The organism is Spongiivirga sp. MCCC 1A20706, from assembly GCF_046524175.1.
Taxonomy (GTDB): Bacteria; Bacteroidota; Bacteroidia; order Flavobacteriales; family Flavobacteriaceae; genus Spongiivirga.
This window is the reverse complement of record NZ_JBEFZF010000001.1, coordinates 798,022-813,103: the sequence shown is the minus strand read 5'-3', so window position 1 is coordinate 813,103 and position 15,082 is coordinate 798,022. Positions and strand designations below refer to the sequence as shown.

Genomic DNA, 15,082 nt, shown 5'->3' with positions numbered 1-15,082 from the left:
ATACTTGATGTAACAATATAAAAAGCATTCTGAAAAGTCGATTTCAGGATGCTTTTTCTTTTTTCCGTATCTTGCTTGTAGCCAACCAACTAAACTTCTGTATGAAAACAGGCAATATGCTGTGGGAGCGAATTAAGAAATTTTCGCATCAAGATCTGTTTTTGGTCATCACTATTATTGGATTATTGCCGGCAATTTATGACTTCTCACTTTTTGCATTGTTTGGTTTTTCTCAATCTAATTTTGGCGATCTCGATCCGGAAAAAGTAAGTTTCTTACAAAAATTGCATTTTCGGTCCCTATGGTTATTTCCTTTAGGATTGTATCTCGCGGTTAGATATCGACGCCCAGATAGATTTATCGGTCTTTTACCGTATGTTTTTTCTTTTGCCGTATTCATCATCCTGCAATACGATCTATTACCCGAGAACAGTGGTTTCCTCTTTACTATCTTTTATTTTGCATGTTACAAGCTCGCTTTTTTCTATATGGTAGAGGAAGGAAACCTAAGATCATTACCAATGGTTGTAGGGTTGATGGTAGTTTGGATTTTGTTAGATGTCTATCATTTTTTTCTATTTCTTACCTATACAGCACTGGTAAAACTTATTTACCTAGCCATTGTTCAGAATTTTGCTATTTTCAAAAACACACGGGTTAAGAAGAATTTTTCATTATTTGGAAAGTCAGTTTTGTATTGGAGTCCACTATTATTATTCATTATACCCAGTGCTATTTTTTCGAATAAAATCCACAAAAAAGCAGTAGACGGTATTTATGCGAACACTTTTGTTGAGACTACAGATTCAATTAATAGATTTAAGCGAGTCCAGTTTGAAAAAGATCTGAAAATCTCGGTAGATAAAGAAGTAGATTCTCTAAAAGTGAGCATTAACGCTGCGATGGACTCTGTTAAGGTTGAAAGCGAAGAAATGAGTGTAGCTCTACCAAATAAAGCAGGAAAAACCTTTTATAAGGTAGTTCCGGATGAATTGGGCAAAGTAATTCCCGGTTTGATGAAGGAGGAATGTACTTTTCCTAACATCTTCTGTTATTTTGAAAATGGGGTTAAGGGTGAAATGGACAAATCCTACAAAAAATCAAGAAAAAGGGGACATAAAAACTTGGTGAAGGAAGTACGCGACTTAACCCAAAGTAAAAACGATAGTATTCAAGCGTTAGCAAATAATACTAAGCAATTAGTAGAGACAAGGTTAGAAGATGTTAAAACAGGTCTGCGAAAAACAATCCAAGGTGTTTTCGACCTCAATTTGTTCATCAATTTACTACTAGATATTTTATTCGGTTTCGTCATTGTCAAGAGTTTTATGTACGTATTTTCTAGGGTTGCATTTTCGCAAGAAGCTAGTAATTATATCAGTCTTTTAGAAAATGAGGAAGGGATGAATAGCGGAACGCTCAAAAAATTTGAAAATCAATATACTATCCCGATATCGAGCAATCAAGATTTCTTTGTTTCACGATCTTACGAGCCAAGTGGCAGGGCACCAAAATTTAGTATCCCACAGTGGAATAAAGCTTTTATAGGCCGTATTTTCACAGGTAACTATGCAATGAACCATATAAAAATGGATCAAGCCGATACCTCCGTTTATTTTCGTGCGATGGGTGGTAAGGAGTTTGTAGAATGGGAACTTGCCGAAGATGAGGAGGTGATCTTCAACTTTAAAAATTTTGTAGGAATGAGTGCCAATATTAAGATATCGGCGGTTATTAGTATGCGTTTAACCTCCCTGCTTTTGGGTCGTATTATTTTTACAACGGCAAAAGGTCCAGGAAAATTAGTTTTAATGACTACTGGGAAACCAATTATTTCTGATGAGCGCAAAGCGGAAGCCAGTGTAGCCGTTAGTCGAATATTAGCTTGGCAACGTAATACACGGTTTCAAGTGGAGTCTGAAGTCAATTTGGTTGATGTTTTCATGAGTGGTATTTACCTAAAAAAACAACCGTCTGATTTGATCTTGATAGATGCTGATGTAAAAGGAAAAGCTAAAAGTGGTATTGTCAAGTTTATCAAGAATTTTTTGATGCCTATTTAATATAAACCTAGCTAATGTAGTTCCATATATTCTTGTATTTCGCCAGTTGTGAGTAGGTAAATCGGATAATCCTATTCGCTTCTTTAGACAAGGTCGGGTCATCTTTTAATAATTTGATAGCGAATTGTCTAGCCAGCTTTAATATATCATTATCTTTTACAATATCGGCTATTTTCAAATTTAGTACACCGCTTTGTTGCGTTCCCATGATATCCCCCGGACCTCTTAGTTTTAGATCGACTTCAGCAATTTCAAAACCATCATTTGTGCGAACCATAGTTTCTAATCGTGTTTTACTATCATTACTCAATTTATGGCTTGTCATTAGAATACAATAACTCTGTTCTGCACCCCGACCAACACGACCTCTCAGCTGATGCAATTGAGATAATCCAAAACGCTCGGCACTTTCAATAATCATAACCGAAGCATTGGGGACGTTGACTCCAACTTCAATAACTGTAGTTGCAACCATAATTTGAGTTTCACCTTTCACAAAGCGATTCATTTCATAATCCTTGTCAGCCGGTTTCATTTGACCGTGTACAATGGATATCTGGTATTCTGGCATGGGGAATTCCCGAACAATGCTTTCATAACCATCCATAAGGTCTTTATAATCCATTTTTTCCGATTCCTGAATTAGCGGATATACGACGTAAATCTGCCTGCCTAGTTTTATCTCATCTCTAATAAATTGAAAGACTTTTAGCCGATTACTATCATATCGATGTACGGTTTTAACAGATTTTCTCCCCGGAGGAAGTTCGTCAATGACTGATATATCTAGATCTCCATACAAACTCATGGCCAATGTACGAGGAATAGGTGTGGCGGTCATTACCAAAATATGGGGTGGTTGTTCATTCTTATGCCATAATTTAGATCGTTGCGCCACTCCAAAACGGTGTTGCTCATCAATAATGGCCAAACCGAGATTAAGAAACTGTACTTTATCTTCTAAAACGGCATGAGTACCAATTAAAATATGCAATTGTCCGTTTTGTAAATCGGCATGAATCTCTTTTCGTTTCGATGTTTTGGTCGATCCGGTTAGTAATTGGATTGTAATAGGCATATCTATTAACAATTCAACTAATCCATGGAAGTGCTGCGTAGCTAATATCTCAGTTGGTGCCATCAAGCAAGCTTGAAATCCGTTGTCGATTGCAAGCAACATGGTCATTAATGCTACTATTGTTTTACCTGAACCAACATCACCTTGAAGTAGTCTATTCATTTGTGCATTGCTGCCCAAATCGGTGCGTATTTCCTTAATTACACGCTTCTGGGCATTAGTTAATTCAAATGGAAGATGTTCTTGATAAAACTGACTAAAATAACTACCTACTTGATTGAAAGGATAACCCTTTATCTTTCGCTTTCTGAGCATATTCTTGCTTATCAGTTGGAGTTGAATATAAAATAACTCTTCAAACTTTAATCGAAATTGTGATTTAGCCAGCAGTTCTTGCGATTTGGGAAAATGGATGTTAAATAGCGCTTCGCTTTTAGAAATCAATTTTAGATCATCTAATATCGTAGAAGATAAGGTATCCAAAAATTGTCCTTTAGTTTCAATAAATAACTGTTGAATAATGTTAGAAGTAGTTTTATTAGTGATCCCTCTAGTACTTAGCTTTTCAGTGGATGGATAAACAGGCTGCATGGCTGTCCGCAATTTTTTCTCATAAGTAGATAACAACTCCATCTCAGGATGCGGCATGCTAAAGCCGTTGTAGTAGTTTACTCGACCAAAAATGACATAAGGTTCGTTAATTTTTATGTTTTCACGAATCCATTTTTGTCCTCTAAACCATACCAGTTGCATTTTCCCGGTATCATCTATAAATGTTGCAACTAGACGCTTTCCTTTCTTCTGCTCAACCGTCTTTAAATGAATGATTTTACCAACGATCTGAACATCGGCATTGTTGCGCTGTAGTTCACTAATTTTATAAAACCTGGTCTTATCAATATATCTATGAGGAAATAGATTAAGAAGATCTTGGTAGGTATGTATGCCAAGTTCTTTTCGAAGTAATTCTCCCCGATTAGGCCCTACGCCCTTTAAATATTCAATAGGAGTTTGAAGCACATTCGGGTTCATAAAACTAAATTAAATGTTTTAGTCCAAATCAAAAATAATATGTGAACGCATTTCGTTACTTTGGAGTAGTTATTGATAAATCTATCGCATGAGGATCTGTTTTCTGTTGTTATTTCTTATATGTTCCAACTGGTTGCAAGCACAGCAAACAAGTGTTGTTGACTTTAAGCATATTCATGCTACATTGAACATTGATGTTTTAAACGAAAAGGTTGCCGGTAGCATCAATGCAAGTTTTACCATTATAAAGGATACCACTGTTGTTTATCTAGACGCTAGAAACATGAGTGTCCTTGATATTGATGAAATGGACGAAGTAATCGTTACTAATGATAGTGGTAAAATCTATTTAAAAGGTAACTTTAAAAGGGGAAACACATATAACGCCTCCTTCAGTTATGCGGCAAATCCTAAAAAGACAATGTACTTTTTTGGTTGGGGTACTGATAGTGATGTAAAACAAGTATGGACTCAAGGTCAAGGCAAATATACAAGTCATTGGTTACCTAGTTTGGATGATATGAATGATAAGATTGAATTTGATCTAAGCATTCGTTTTGACAAGGATTATCAGGTAATTGCAAACGGAAAGTTGGCAGAATCTAAGATGGTAGGCAATCAGCTAGAATGGCATTATGATATGACACAACCGATGAGTAGCTATCTAGTTGCGCTTGCTATTGGGAATTTTGAAAAACAAGAACTGTTAAGCGATAGTGGCATTCCACTAGTTAATTATTATCATCCTAAGGATGTAGATAAGGTAGAACCGACTTATCGATATACAAAAATGATGTTCGACTTTTTAGAAAATGAAATTGGCATAACATACCCTTGGCAGAACTACAAACAGGTACCGGTTCGCGATTTTTTATATGCAGGGATGGAAAATACCGGAACCACAATTTTTGCCAATAGTTTTATGATTGATAGTATTGGCTTTGTCGATCAAAATTACGTCAATGTCAGCGCTCATGAGTTGGCGCATCAATGGTTTGGTAACTTAGTAACCGAGACCTCCGGAAAGCACCATTGGCTTCATGAGGGTTTTGCCACTTATTATGCATTGTTGGCAGAACGAAAGATATTTGGTGAAGCCTATTATAGCTTACGTTTATATGAGTCTGCATTACAGCTCAATCAAATGAGTGCTCAAGGTAAAGGTGAATCACTTGTAAACCCTAAAGCGAGTAGCTTAACCTTTTATCAGAAAGGAGCTTGGGCATTGCATATGCTTCGAGAAGAGGTGGGCGATGATGCATTCAAAGCTGCAGTTAAAAAGTACTTAAAGCTGTATGAGTTTAAAAATGTAACCACCAATGATTTTATTGCAGAGGTAGAGTTAGCGAGTGGAAAAGATTTAGTAGAATTTGTTGAACAATGGCTGCAGTCGAAGCAGTTTCCTTACGAGGAAGCGATGGCTAGCCTTATTTCGCAACCGGATTTTTTCATCGATCGTTTATTTGAAGTTACACAAAACGAGTTTCAGCATTCATCAAAGAAGAAAAGTCAAGAGCGGTATCAGTTTTTTAAAGGTGTTTTAGAAAAAGATGTGTATTATCCGATTAAAAGTGAGGTAATCGACCAAATTAAAGATGATGTGGTCCCATTTAGAAACAATCTTTTAAAACAGGCATTGGCAACTAATGATTTAAAATTAAGACAACATATCGTATCAGTATTAAATGAAATACCTTCTGAGCTTCAAGCGGATTTTGAAAGCCTACTTGATGATAAATCGTATATAACTGTTGAAAATACCTTATTTAAACTTTGGGCTAATTTCCCTGATATGCGAGCTACCTACCTTGATAAAACTAGAGGGCAAGTGGGATTTGAAAATAAAAATATTAGAACGTTATGGCTTGCTTTGGCATTGGTTACTCAAGACTATGAAGATGAAAAAAAAGCCGGCTGGTATCAGGAGCTATCGTCCTACACCGCACCAAAATATGGGTTTGAAACACGAGAAAATGCATTTAGATACTTAATTGAGTTATCCGGCTTTAACGATCAGAATTTACTTGATCTCATCAATGCATCGACACATCCTAATTGGCGTTTTGCAAGTTTTGCCAAAAAAACACTACAAAGTTTACTAAACGATGGTACTTGGCAAGAGCGGATCACTAAATTGTCTTCAAAATTATCGTTAGAGGAAGAAGAAATCCTAAAACAACTACAAACTAAATGAGAGCACTTGTTATAAGTGGAGGCGGAAGTAAGGGTGCATTTGCTGGTGGGGTTGCCCAATATCTTATTGAAGAAAAAAAGAACAATTATGACCTTTATTTGGGAACGTCCACAGGTAGTTTACTAATATCTCATTTATCTTTAGAAAAAGTAGGTAAGATTAAAGATATCTATACTTCAGTAGATCAGAATAGTATATTCAGTAACTGCCCATTCAAAGTCAAAAAAAATATGGTGTGCAGCAAATAGCAATCAACCATTTTAACGTGCTTTTGAATTTTTTAAAAGGACAAAAAACCTTTGGAGATAGTCATAATTTAAGAGCTTTGATCAAAAGCTCCATTGGAATTGAAGAATTTAATAAAATTAAATTTGGACCTAAGGAAGTAATTGTAACAGTATCAAATCTTTCATTAAATCAGGTGGAATATAAATCGATTAAAGATTATGATTATCAGGATTTTATAGATTGGATATGGATTTCATGCAATTATACCCCGTTTATGTCATTGGTCAGAAAAAACCACTACGAGTATGCTGATGGAGGTTTAGGTTGTATGATTCCCTTAGAAGAAGCTGTAAAGCGTGGCGCAACAGAGATCGATGCTATCATTTTGCAAACGGAGATTACAAGTATTAATCGGATGCCCTCTAGAAATGCTTTTTCTTTAATCACCAATGTGTTTAATTTTATGGCAGACAGAATCGAATATCAGAATATTCAAATTGGTAAGTTCGCAGCATCACATAAAGATGTGGTAATTAATTTTTATTATACACCAACCATTCTCACTACTAATTCTCTTATTTTTGATCATGAACAAATGACAAATTGGTGGCAACGTGGTTTTAAATATGCAAAACGCAAAGATGCTAATGCCAATGAATTAGTAATTTAATAGAATTGAGTTTTTATGCGGGCACTTGTAATAAGTGGTGGTGGAAGTAAAGGAGCCTTTGCAGGTGGTATTGCCGAGTATTTGATGAAAACAAAAGGCTATGAATACGATCTTTTTGTAGGCACATCAACTGGGAGCTTATTAATCCCTTTTTTAGCCAATGGGCAGGTTGATAAAATACATGATATTTATACTAGTGTAAATCAGCGCAAAATATTTAGTAATAATCCTTTTCTCGTAAAACATAAAAAAGGACAAGAGTACGTTAGCATCAATCACTTGAATGTAATCTGGCAACTTCTTAAAGGAAAAAGAACCTTTGGAGAAAGTCGTAATCTCCTAAAAACAATAAAAAGAAATTTCTCACCTGAAGATTTTGAAAAAATTCATTATCGTGCAAAAGATGTGGTAGTGACTGTTTCGAACTTAACAAAAAACCGTACTGAGTATAAAAGTATAAACGATTTTAGCTATGAAGATTTTTGTGAATGGATATGGATTTCTTGTAATTACATTCCATTTATGTCGCTGGCTAAAAAAGACGGATTCGAATATGCTGATGGGGGGTTTGGTAATGTAGTGCCCATTCGTGAGGCGATTAGGCGAGGTGCGACCGAAGTAGATGCAATAATCCTTGAAACGGAGAATATGGATCAGCAAAAAGTACTGGGCAAAAACCCATTTTCGTTAATGGTGAGTTTGTTTGCCTATTTGTTAGACCAAATAGAGCGGCATGATATCACCATAGGAAAATTAGCGGCAAAGAACAAAAATATTAAGCTTAATAGGTACTACACACCGACTCAGCTGACCGAAAACTCACTGGTCTTTAATAAGAAAATGATGAAAGAATGGTGGGAAATGGGTATTGAATATGGCAAAAAAAGAAACGCCTTGCTAGAGGCCCAATAACTCAGTCCTTACCAAATATCAGAAATCTCCTTCTTAATAAAAGTCAATGCTGTTGCAGATGGCGCATTTTTATCAAGCATTTCGCTTAAGATCGCCTCTCTAAGTTTATCCGCATTTTCAATTTTAGCACTCATATTAGTAGTTCTGATCAGCCGGATAGTAGCATTTTTAGCGGAGTTGATAACTCCCCAACATTCATCACTCATATAAATTTGTTGTGCTAAGTTGTGCTCAAACTCGTTCTCTATATTACTCACCAAAAGCGCTTCATAATCATTTTTGTTGTCTCCTTTAGGCTTTACCCTAATTAACAATTTTGCCGGAACAATACGTTCCAGATAAAGGGTCATGCGCTCATAAGCCTGTAATCGCTGGGGTAAAGCATTCACCTGTAGGTCCTTTTTTAATAAAAAACGCCTTCTGCCATCCTCATTTTTTGTGTGTAGTCTGAAAAAATAATAGGCAATCATTCCAGTAACGATAGTTGGAATGGTGTATTTAATAACTTCAAGTAAGCCCTGCTGCTCAGCAAATAATAACATAGAATTTTAAGTTAGTGTTTCTAACAAACGAAAAACATTTGAAAGTGTTGTTCTTTATAAGATAAAAAAACAACTAAATATTTATGAGATCTTAGCTGTTTGAACAAGCTGCTTTATCTTAATATTAAGGGCCGCAAATAATAAGGTCATAAATGGACTTAACCAATTAAATATGGCATAAAAGAAATAATCAGCAACGGGAACACCAAGGACTCCACTTTGATATGCTCCACATGTATTCCAAGGAATAAGTACCGACGTTACAGTACCTGAATCCTCTAATGTTCTTGATAAATTTTCTGGAGCTAAACCACGATCACGATATGCTTTACTAAACATTTTTCCAGGGACTACTAGTGCTAAGTATTGGTCGGATGCGGTCACATTCAATGCCAAACAGCTCGCTACTGTACTTGCGAAAAGCCCAAAGGTAGTTGTCGCCAAACTCAATAACGCTTTACTGATTCTTGATAATGCTCCGATGGCATCCATTACCCCACCAAATACCATTGCACAAATAATTAACCAAATGGTACCTAGCATTCCGCTCATTCCACCGGAAGAAAACAAATCGTTTAATTCTGCACTGGAAGTTTCAACCGAGGTATCCACAGTGATAGCCTTCATAACTCCTTTGTAAGCAGCATTGAAATCTAAGTTTTTTGCTTCGGCGATGTTCAATACGATATCAGGTTGTGCTATTATGGCAGTAACTGCTCCGAGTAAAGTACCCATAAGTAAGGCGATAAGAGGTGGTGTCTTTCTAACGATAAGTATTATGACCATTATCGGAACTAGAAAAAGCCAGGGGCTAATATTGAAGGCAGCATCCATTGCAATTAATTTGTCTGAAATGTCGGGTGTACCACTTGTCTCAATATTCAATCCTATGATTAGAAATATAATTAGAGTAACCGTAATAGTTGGGACGGTCGTATACGTCATGTACTTTATATGAGAGAAAAGTTCTCCGCCGGCCATAGCAGGTGCAAGATTGGTGGTGTCGCTTAAAGGAGAAAGTTTATCTCCAAAGTAAGCTCCTGAAATAACCGCACCAGCAGTCATTCCCAGAGAAATTCCTAATGTGTCGCCTATACCGATTAAAGCAATACCAACTGTTGCCGAAGTAGTCCATGAGCTTCCGGTTGCAATGGAAATGAGAGCACAAATTAGGACGCAAGCTACCAGAAAGTACGTAGGGCTCAAAATTTGTAATCCATAGTAAATCATTGAAGGTATGATACCGCTGATCAACCAGGTTCCTGCCAACGCTCCAACAAGTAATAAGATTAATAGAGCTCCAGTGGTAGATCGTACATTTTCAGCAACTTCTTCAACCATTTTTTTATAGGACACTTTATTAAAGAAGCCTACAACACCAGCAACCGCAGCTCCTAGAAGAAGAATGAATTGATTACTCCCGCTTAGTGCATCATCACCAAATACATAGAACACATTAAAAAATAACATTAGTACAAGTGCTATTACAGGAATGAGCGCTTCAAATAAGTTTAGTTCTTTATTTTCGACAATGTTTTCGTTTTGAGGATTTAACGGATTGATATTTTCGTCTTGCATTGAGTTTGGTAGTTTAATCGAATGGTAATGTTACGATTTTGCCTACTGCTATGCAAATATGAGTCAAGGTAACCACTGTAAAACAAAAAAGGCTATCAATTAATTGATAGCCTTTTTTGATATAAAGGTTATATCTTTAGTTTAAGCAATATCTAAATCCTAGCCCGAACCTACCGGGTGTGAAGGTATCTGCACCATCAGCATTTCCTAGAAAGATGGCAGGTCTCCAATCAAACGTTATAGAAAGCGGTACATCAGGAATTTTAAAATCTAACCCCGCTGTTGGTCGTAAGAAAAAATCTGAACCGCCATCAAAAAGTACAATTTGTGGACCAATACCAGCAAACCATTTTAAACTCTCGGCATTAGGAATACCGTCATTATAGTTCCAAATGGCTGAAATAGCAGTAAGATCATCACCAAAAGTTACTTCGGCAATTGCTGCATGATTAGCGCTAAAAAAGTGTTTTACAGATGGTCCTACCAAGGTGCTTCCTTCACCAAAATCAATACCCAAACCTATTGCGGTGGTATAGTTGTCTTGAGCTTGTAAGGTTGTGGTTCCAATCATTAAGGATAAAGCCAATAGGCAAAGAAATTTTTTCATTATAAAAGGTTATTTGGTTAATACTAAAAACTATGTTTTTGAATTGTAGTAGTTAAACTACAACAAATACGATTGTTTTTAATGATTTGGATGTTATAATTGCCTAAAAATACTGGTTTTCTGGTAGAAGATGTAACTGTTTCATACATGCCTTCATTTGTTGATAGGTTCTTTCGATGTCATTATCTAAGCCTATTGAAAAGCGAATTAATCCATTACTTAATCCCATTTCCTTTTGTTCCTCTTCCGGAATTTCTGAAGACGTAGAGCTCCCTGGAGCACTGAATAAAGTTTTGTAGAAACCTAGGCTAACAGCCAGATACCCTAGATTTTGCTTTTGCATTAATTCCATTAAGGCATTAGCATTGTCGATCGATCCGACATCGATCGTTAGCATACCCCCATAACCATATTCAGTATTCATCATTTTAGTAAATATTTCATGGCTAGGATGTGTTACAAGTCCCGGGTAAACTGTCTTTAAGCCATCTTCCTGAAATCTCTTCGCTAGAAACATTGCGTTATGACTATGGGTTTTCATTCGAATATGTAGGGTGCGCAAGTTTTTTAAAATGCTAGACGCTCTCAAACTATCCATTGTTGCACCTAATAACATACATGCACCATCATTAACATTCCGTAATTGATCAATAAACGTTTGTGTGCCGCAAACCACTCCGCCAACGGTATCACTTGATCCGTTTATGAATTTCGTCAAACTATGTATGACTACATTAGCACCAAGCTTAGCCGGTGAAATGCTTAAGGGCGAGAATGTATTGTCGACAACAAGTTGTAAATCATATTTTTGTGCAAGTGCAGCTAACGATTTGATATCGGCTACTTCTAACAAGGGGTTACTTACCGATTCACAATAAATCACTTTTGTTTTTGAATTAATGGCGGCTTCGACAATATCAAGCCTTGTTATGTCGACAAACGAAGTCTCTATTCCCAATCTTGGGGTGAAATTCTTCAAAAAAGCGTACGTACCTCCATAGATGGTTCTACTTGAAATAATATGATCACCACTTTGACATAATTGAAGTAGAACAGGAGTGATTGCTCCCATGCCAGAAGCGGTGACGGTAGCGGTTTCAGTTCCTTCCATTGCAGCTAGGGCTTCACCTAAATATAAATTACTGGGGGATGAGTGTCTTGAGTATAAGTAGCAACCATCAGCGTTACCTTCAAAGGTGTCAAACATCGTTTTGGCTGATAAAAAAGTATAAGTAGATGAATCAGAGATTGAAGGGTTAACTCCACCAAATTCTCCAAAATATTGTAGGTCTTGTATGCTATTTGCGGGTTTGAATTTCATCACGTACGTATTTAATTATAATCCCAAAATTCGATCATCATAGAATTAAATACAATTATTTTATTTATATTTAGAGTTATAATCTTAATTTTTTGGTTTTTTTAGATTTTTTTTCATTGATTAATCATAAGTTCGTACTTTGCTAGAAAATATGACACATGGAATTGGATCAAATAGATAGAAAACTTCTGCTTTTACTTCAAAAAAATAGTAAGCAAACAACAAAACAACTTTCGTTACAGCTTGATTTGTCGGTTACTGCTGTTTATGAACGAATTCGAAAACTAGAAAGAGCTAACATTATTACTGATTATGTAGCGCTAATAGATAAAGATAAAGTGCAAAGGGGTTTTGCTGCCTTTTGTCACGTGCGTTTGGTGCAACATAGCAAATCTTTTTTAACAGCTTTCGAGAAAAAAATACAAGAACTAGATGAAGTAAAATCGTGTTTTCATGTAAGCGGAGACTATGATTATATTTTGCATGTATTGGTAAAAGATATGCAGGCCTACCGAGAATTTATGGTGACCAAATTAACTTCGATTGCGCATATTGGTAATACCCATAGTTCATTTGTAATGACGGAAGTTAAAAACCATAGTGCGATTAGCATTTAGTCCGTCATTTTGGTACTTTTAAAAAGTGAAAACGATCGTTGCAAATAAACCTGTCGCTATCTACAAAGCAATAGAATTTCTTGTTCTTTTTATTTTTATTCCAGTAAGCTACGCTTTCGAATACAATCCGATAATTAAAGGATGCATTGGCTTAGCTGGTTTTATCTATTTGATTTATATATTGCTCAAGGTAGAAAAGATAAGTTTTAAAATAAACAGGGGCCTTGATTGGCCACGGTTCTGGCAAACAACCTTAGTAAAGTTAGGGCTGATTATTTTCATAACCTGCCTTTATGTTTATTTGGTTGCACCAGATAAATTATTCAATGTACTTTTAAATAAACCCAAGCTTTACGTTATTATCTTATTTGTGTATGCGTTTTTCTCAGTGTATCCACAGGAAGTATTGTACCGCACTTTTTTCTTTAATCGATATGAGCAATTTTTTACAAGTAAGTATCAAATTGTTTTCATTAATGCGATTATCTTTTCGTTGGCCCATATATTTCTTAAAAATATGTTGGTTGCCGTATTGACCTTTGTTGGCGGATTACTTTTTGCTTATACCTATTACAATGAGCGTTCTACCTTAATGGTTTCCGTCGAACATGCCATTTATGGTAGTTGGTTATTCACTGTTGGTATGGGTGATATGTTGGCGTTTCCTTCTTAAAATCAGGTTCAATTTTAATGTTCAATATGTTGATGCAGGCAGCCCAATTTCTAAAAAGGAATTTCTATTTTTGTTTATCAAATTAAAACAGACTTAAAAATACTATATGAGTTCATATGATGTAGCCGTAATTGGCTCAGGACCTGGAGGATACGTGGCAGCAATTCGTTGTGCGCAACTAGGGATGAAAACCGCAATTATTGAAAAGTATTCAACACTAGGAGGTACTTGTCTAAATGTAGGTTGTATTCCATCAAAAGCACTTCTTGATTCATCGCACCATTATGAGGATGCTGTAAAGCATTTTGAAGAACATGGTATTGAGATTCCGGGAGAGGTGAAGGTGAACTTAGAAAAAATGATTGGTCGTAAACAAGCAGTTGTAGATCAAACGACCAAAGGAATCGAGTTTTTAATGAGTAAAAATAAGATTGATGTTTTTGAAGGCTTAGGCAGTTTTAAGGATGCAACACATATTAACATTGACAAAGCTGATGGAAAAACAGAAACCATCGAAGCTAAAAATACCATTATTGCTACGGGTTCTAAACCGTCAACACTGCCTTTTATTACAATTGACAAGGAGCGTATTATTACGTCTACCGAGGCGCTAAAATTAAAAGAAGTACCTAAACACATGATCGTGATTGGCGGCGGTGTTATAGGACTTGAATTGGGTCAAGTATATAAAAGGCTAGGGGCCAATGTTTCAGTGGTAGAATATATGGACCGTATTATTCCCGGTATGGACGCTGCACTTTCTAAAGAGCTAATGAAAGTAATGAAAAAGCAGAAAGTGAAGTTCCACTTATCGCATAAAGTAAAGTCTGTAGAGCGTGTAGGTGATGAAGTAGTTGTGAAGGCGGATGATAAAAAAGGCAATGAAGTTGAGTTTAAAGGAGATTACTGTTTAGTATCTGTCGGTAGACGTCCATATACAGATGGATTAAATGCCGAAGCAGCTGGAGTGAAGTTAACAGATCGTGGACAGGTGGAAGTTAATGATCATCTTCAAACTACTGCCTCAAACATCTATGCTATAGGAGATGTTGTTCGTGGTGCAATGCTTGCTCATAAGGCAGAAGAAGAAGGCGTATTAGTAGCTGAACAATTAGCTGGTCAACAACCACACATTGATTATAATTTGATTCCAGGAGTGGTATACACCTGGCCTGAGGTTGCTGCTGTAGGTAAGACAGAGGAAGAATTAAAAGAAGCGGGAGTTGCTTATAAGTCCGGACAATTTCCCATGAGAGCATTGGGTCGTGCAAGAGCGAGTATGGATATTGATGGTTTTGTGAAAATACTAGCTGATGCAAACACTGATGAGGTTTTAGGCGTGCATATGATCGGAGCTCGATGTGCCGACATAATTACCGAAGCTGTAACTGCCATGGAATTTAGGGCAAGCGCTGAAGATATGGCAAGAATGAGTCATGCGCATCCTACCTATGCCGAGGCGGTGAAAGAAGCTGCATTGGCCGCCACAGAAGATCGGGCGTTGCATGTGTAAACGTAAAATTTAACTACAAATATCAAGTAGCATAAAAACCTTGTTAGCAATTAA

The 15,082-nt window shown here is 36.4% G+C and carries 11 protein-coding genes and 1 pseudogene; 7 read left to right on the top strand and 5 right to left on the bottom strand.

Annotation, left to right across the window (positions count from 1 at the left end; all coding sequences use genetic code 11):
• Positions 1-101 precede the first annotated feature (101 nt).
• Positions 102-2,063, top strand: a complete 1,962-nt coding sequence (locus tag ABN763_RS03755) for an AIM24 family protein (protein ID WP_410484080.1) — start codon at positions 102-104, stop codon at positions 2,061-2,063.
• 7 nt (positions 2,064-2,070) lie between these two features.
• On the opposite strand, the gene recG is transcribed toward ABN763_RS03755, so the two are convergent.
• Positions 2,071-4,173: an ATP-dependent DNA helicase RecG gene (gene recG, locus ABN763_RS03750; protein ID WP_410484079.1), complete on the bottom strand. Its 2,103-nt coding sequence runs from the start codon at positions 4,171-4,173 to the stop codon at positions 2,071-2,073.
• An 88-nt stretch (positions 4,174-4,261) separates the two neighbouring features.
• On the opposite strand from recG, the gene ABN763_RS03745 reads away from it, so the two are divergent.
• The 3 genes and pseudogenes from ABN763_RS03745 to ABN763_RS03735 all read left to right on the top strand — a co-directional run bounded on the left by ABN763_RS03745 (position 4,262) and on the right by ABN763_RS03735 (position 8,177).
• Positions 4,262-6,367, top strand: coding sequence for a M1 family metallopeptidase (locus ABN763_RS03745; RefSeq protein ID WP_410484078.1), 2,106 nt, complete (start codon positions 4,262-4,264; stop codon positions 6,365-6,367).
• Positions 6,364-7,265 (top strand): annotated as a pseudogene (locus ABN763_RS03740) (patatin family protein). The gene ABN763_RS03745 and the pseudogene ABN763_RS03740 overlap by 4 nt, the downstream one beginning before the upstream one ends.
• Before the next feature lie 15 nt (positions 7,266-7,280).
• On the top strand, positions 7,281-8,177 hold the full coding sequence (locus ABN763_RS03735) for a patatin family protein (protein ID WP_410484077.1): 897 nt from the start codon (positions 7,281-7,283) through the stop codon (positions 8,175-8,177).
• Positions 8,178-8,185: 8 nt separating this feature from the next.
• On the opposite strand, the gene ABN763_RS03730 is transcribed toward ABN763_RS03735, so the two are convergent.
• The 4 genes from ABN763_RS03730 to ABN763_RS03715 form a co-directional block, all read right to left on the bottom strand.
• Complete coding sequence (locus ABN763_RS03730; protein WP_410484076.1) at positions 8,186-8,719, bottom strand: hypothetical protein; 534 nt, start codon at positions 8,717-8,719, stop codon at positions 8,186-8,188.
• A gap of 81 nt (positions 8,720-8,800) precedes the next feature.
• Positions 8,801-10,297: a Na+/H+ antiporter NhaC gene (gene nhaC, locus ABN763_RS03725; protein WP_410484075.1), complete on the bottom strand. Its 1,497-nt coding sequence runs from the start codon at positions 10,295-10,297 to the stop codon at positions 8,801-8,803.
• 136 nt (positions 10,298-10,433) lie between these two features.
• Positions 10,434-10,904 carry a hypothetical protein gene (locus ABN763_RS03720; protein ID WP_410484074.1) on the bottom strand — a complete coding sequence of 157 codons (471 nt, stop codon included), beginning with the start codon at positions 10,902-10,904 and terminating at the stop codon, positions 10,434-10,436.
• A 103-nt stretch (positions 10,905-11,007) separates the two neighbouring features.
• Positions 11,008-12,225: an aminotransferase class I/II-fold pyridoxal phosphate-dependent enzyme gene (locus ABN763_RS03715; protein ID WP_410484073.1), complete on the bottom strand. Its 1,218-nt coding sequence runs from the start codon at positions 12,223-12,225 to the stop codon at positions 11,008-11,010.
• A gap of 158 nt (positions 12,226-12,383) precedes the next feature.
• On the opposite strand from ABN763_RS03715, the gene ABN763_RS03710 reads away from it, so the two are divergent.
• From ABN763_RS03710 to lpdA, 3 genes are all read left to right on the top strand, one after another.
• Positions 12,384-12,842 carry an Lrp/AsnC family transcriptional regulator gene (locus ABN763_RS03710; RefSeq protein ID WP_410484072.1) on the top strand — a complete coding sequence of 153 codons (459 nt, stop codon included), beginning with the start codon at positions 12,384-12,386 and terminating at the stop codon, positions 12,840-12,842.
• Positions 12,843-12,867: 25 nt separating this feature from the next.
• Entirely contained in the window at positions 12,868-13,515 is a 648-nt protein-coding gene (locus ABN763_RS03705) for a CPBP family intramembrane glutamic endopeptidase (protein WP_410484071.1), read from the top strand.
• Positions 13,516-13,621: 106 nt separating this feature from the next.
• Positions 13,622-15,028, top strand: coding sequence for a dihydrolipoyl dehydrogenase (gene lpdA, locus ABN763_RS03700; protein ID WP_410484070.1), 1,407 nt, complete (start codon positions 13,622-13,624; stop codon positions 15,026-15,028).
• The last annotated feature ends 54 nt before the right edge of the window (positions 15,029-15,082 follow it).

What these genes read in the sequence shown, in the direction of transcription:
- ABN763_RS03755 (WP_410484080.1), top strand. Translation starts at nt 102, where the DNA reads ATGAAAACAGGCAATATGCTGTGGGAGCGAATTAAGAAATTTTCGCAT.
- recG (WP_410484079.1), bottom strand. Translation starts at nt 4,173, where the DNA reads ATGAACCCGAATGTGCTTCAAACTCCTATTGAATATTTAAAGGGCGTA.
- ABN763_RS03745 (WP_410484078.1), top strand. Translation starts at nt 4,262, where the DNA reads ATGAGGATCTGTTTTCTGTTGTTATTTCTTATATGTTCCAACTGGTTG.
- ABN763_RS03735 (WP_410484077.1), top strand. Translation starts at nt 7,281, where the DNA reads ATGCGGGCACTTGTAATAAGTGGTGGTGGAAGTAAAGGAGCCTTTGCA.
- ABN763_RS03730 (WP_410484076.1), bottom strand. Translation starts at nt 8,719, where the DNA reads ATGTTATTATTTGCTGAGCAGCAGGGCTTACTTGAAGTTATTAAATAC.
- nhaC (WP_410484075.1), bottom strand. Translation starts at nt 10,297, where the DNA reads ATGCAAGACGAAAATATCAATCCGTTAAATCCTCAAAACGAAAACATT.
- ABN763_RS03720 (WP_410484074.1), bottom strand. Translation starts at nt 10,904, where the DNA reads ATGAAAAAATTTCTTTGCCTATTGGCTTTATCCTTAATGATTGGAACC.
- ABN763_RS03715 (WP_410484073.1), bottom strand. Translation starts at nt 12,225, where the DNA reads ATGAAATTCAAACCCGCAAATAGCATACAAGACCTACAATATTTTGGA.
- ABN763_RS03710 (WP_410484072.1), top strand. Translation starts at nt 12,384, where the DNA reads ATGGAATTGGATCAAATAGATAGAAAACTTCTGCTTTTACTTCAAAAA.
- lpdA (WP_410484070.1), top strand. Translation starts at nt 13,622, where the DNA reads ATGAGTTCATATGATGTAGCCGTAATTGGCTCAGGACCTGGAGGATAC.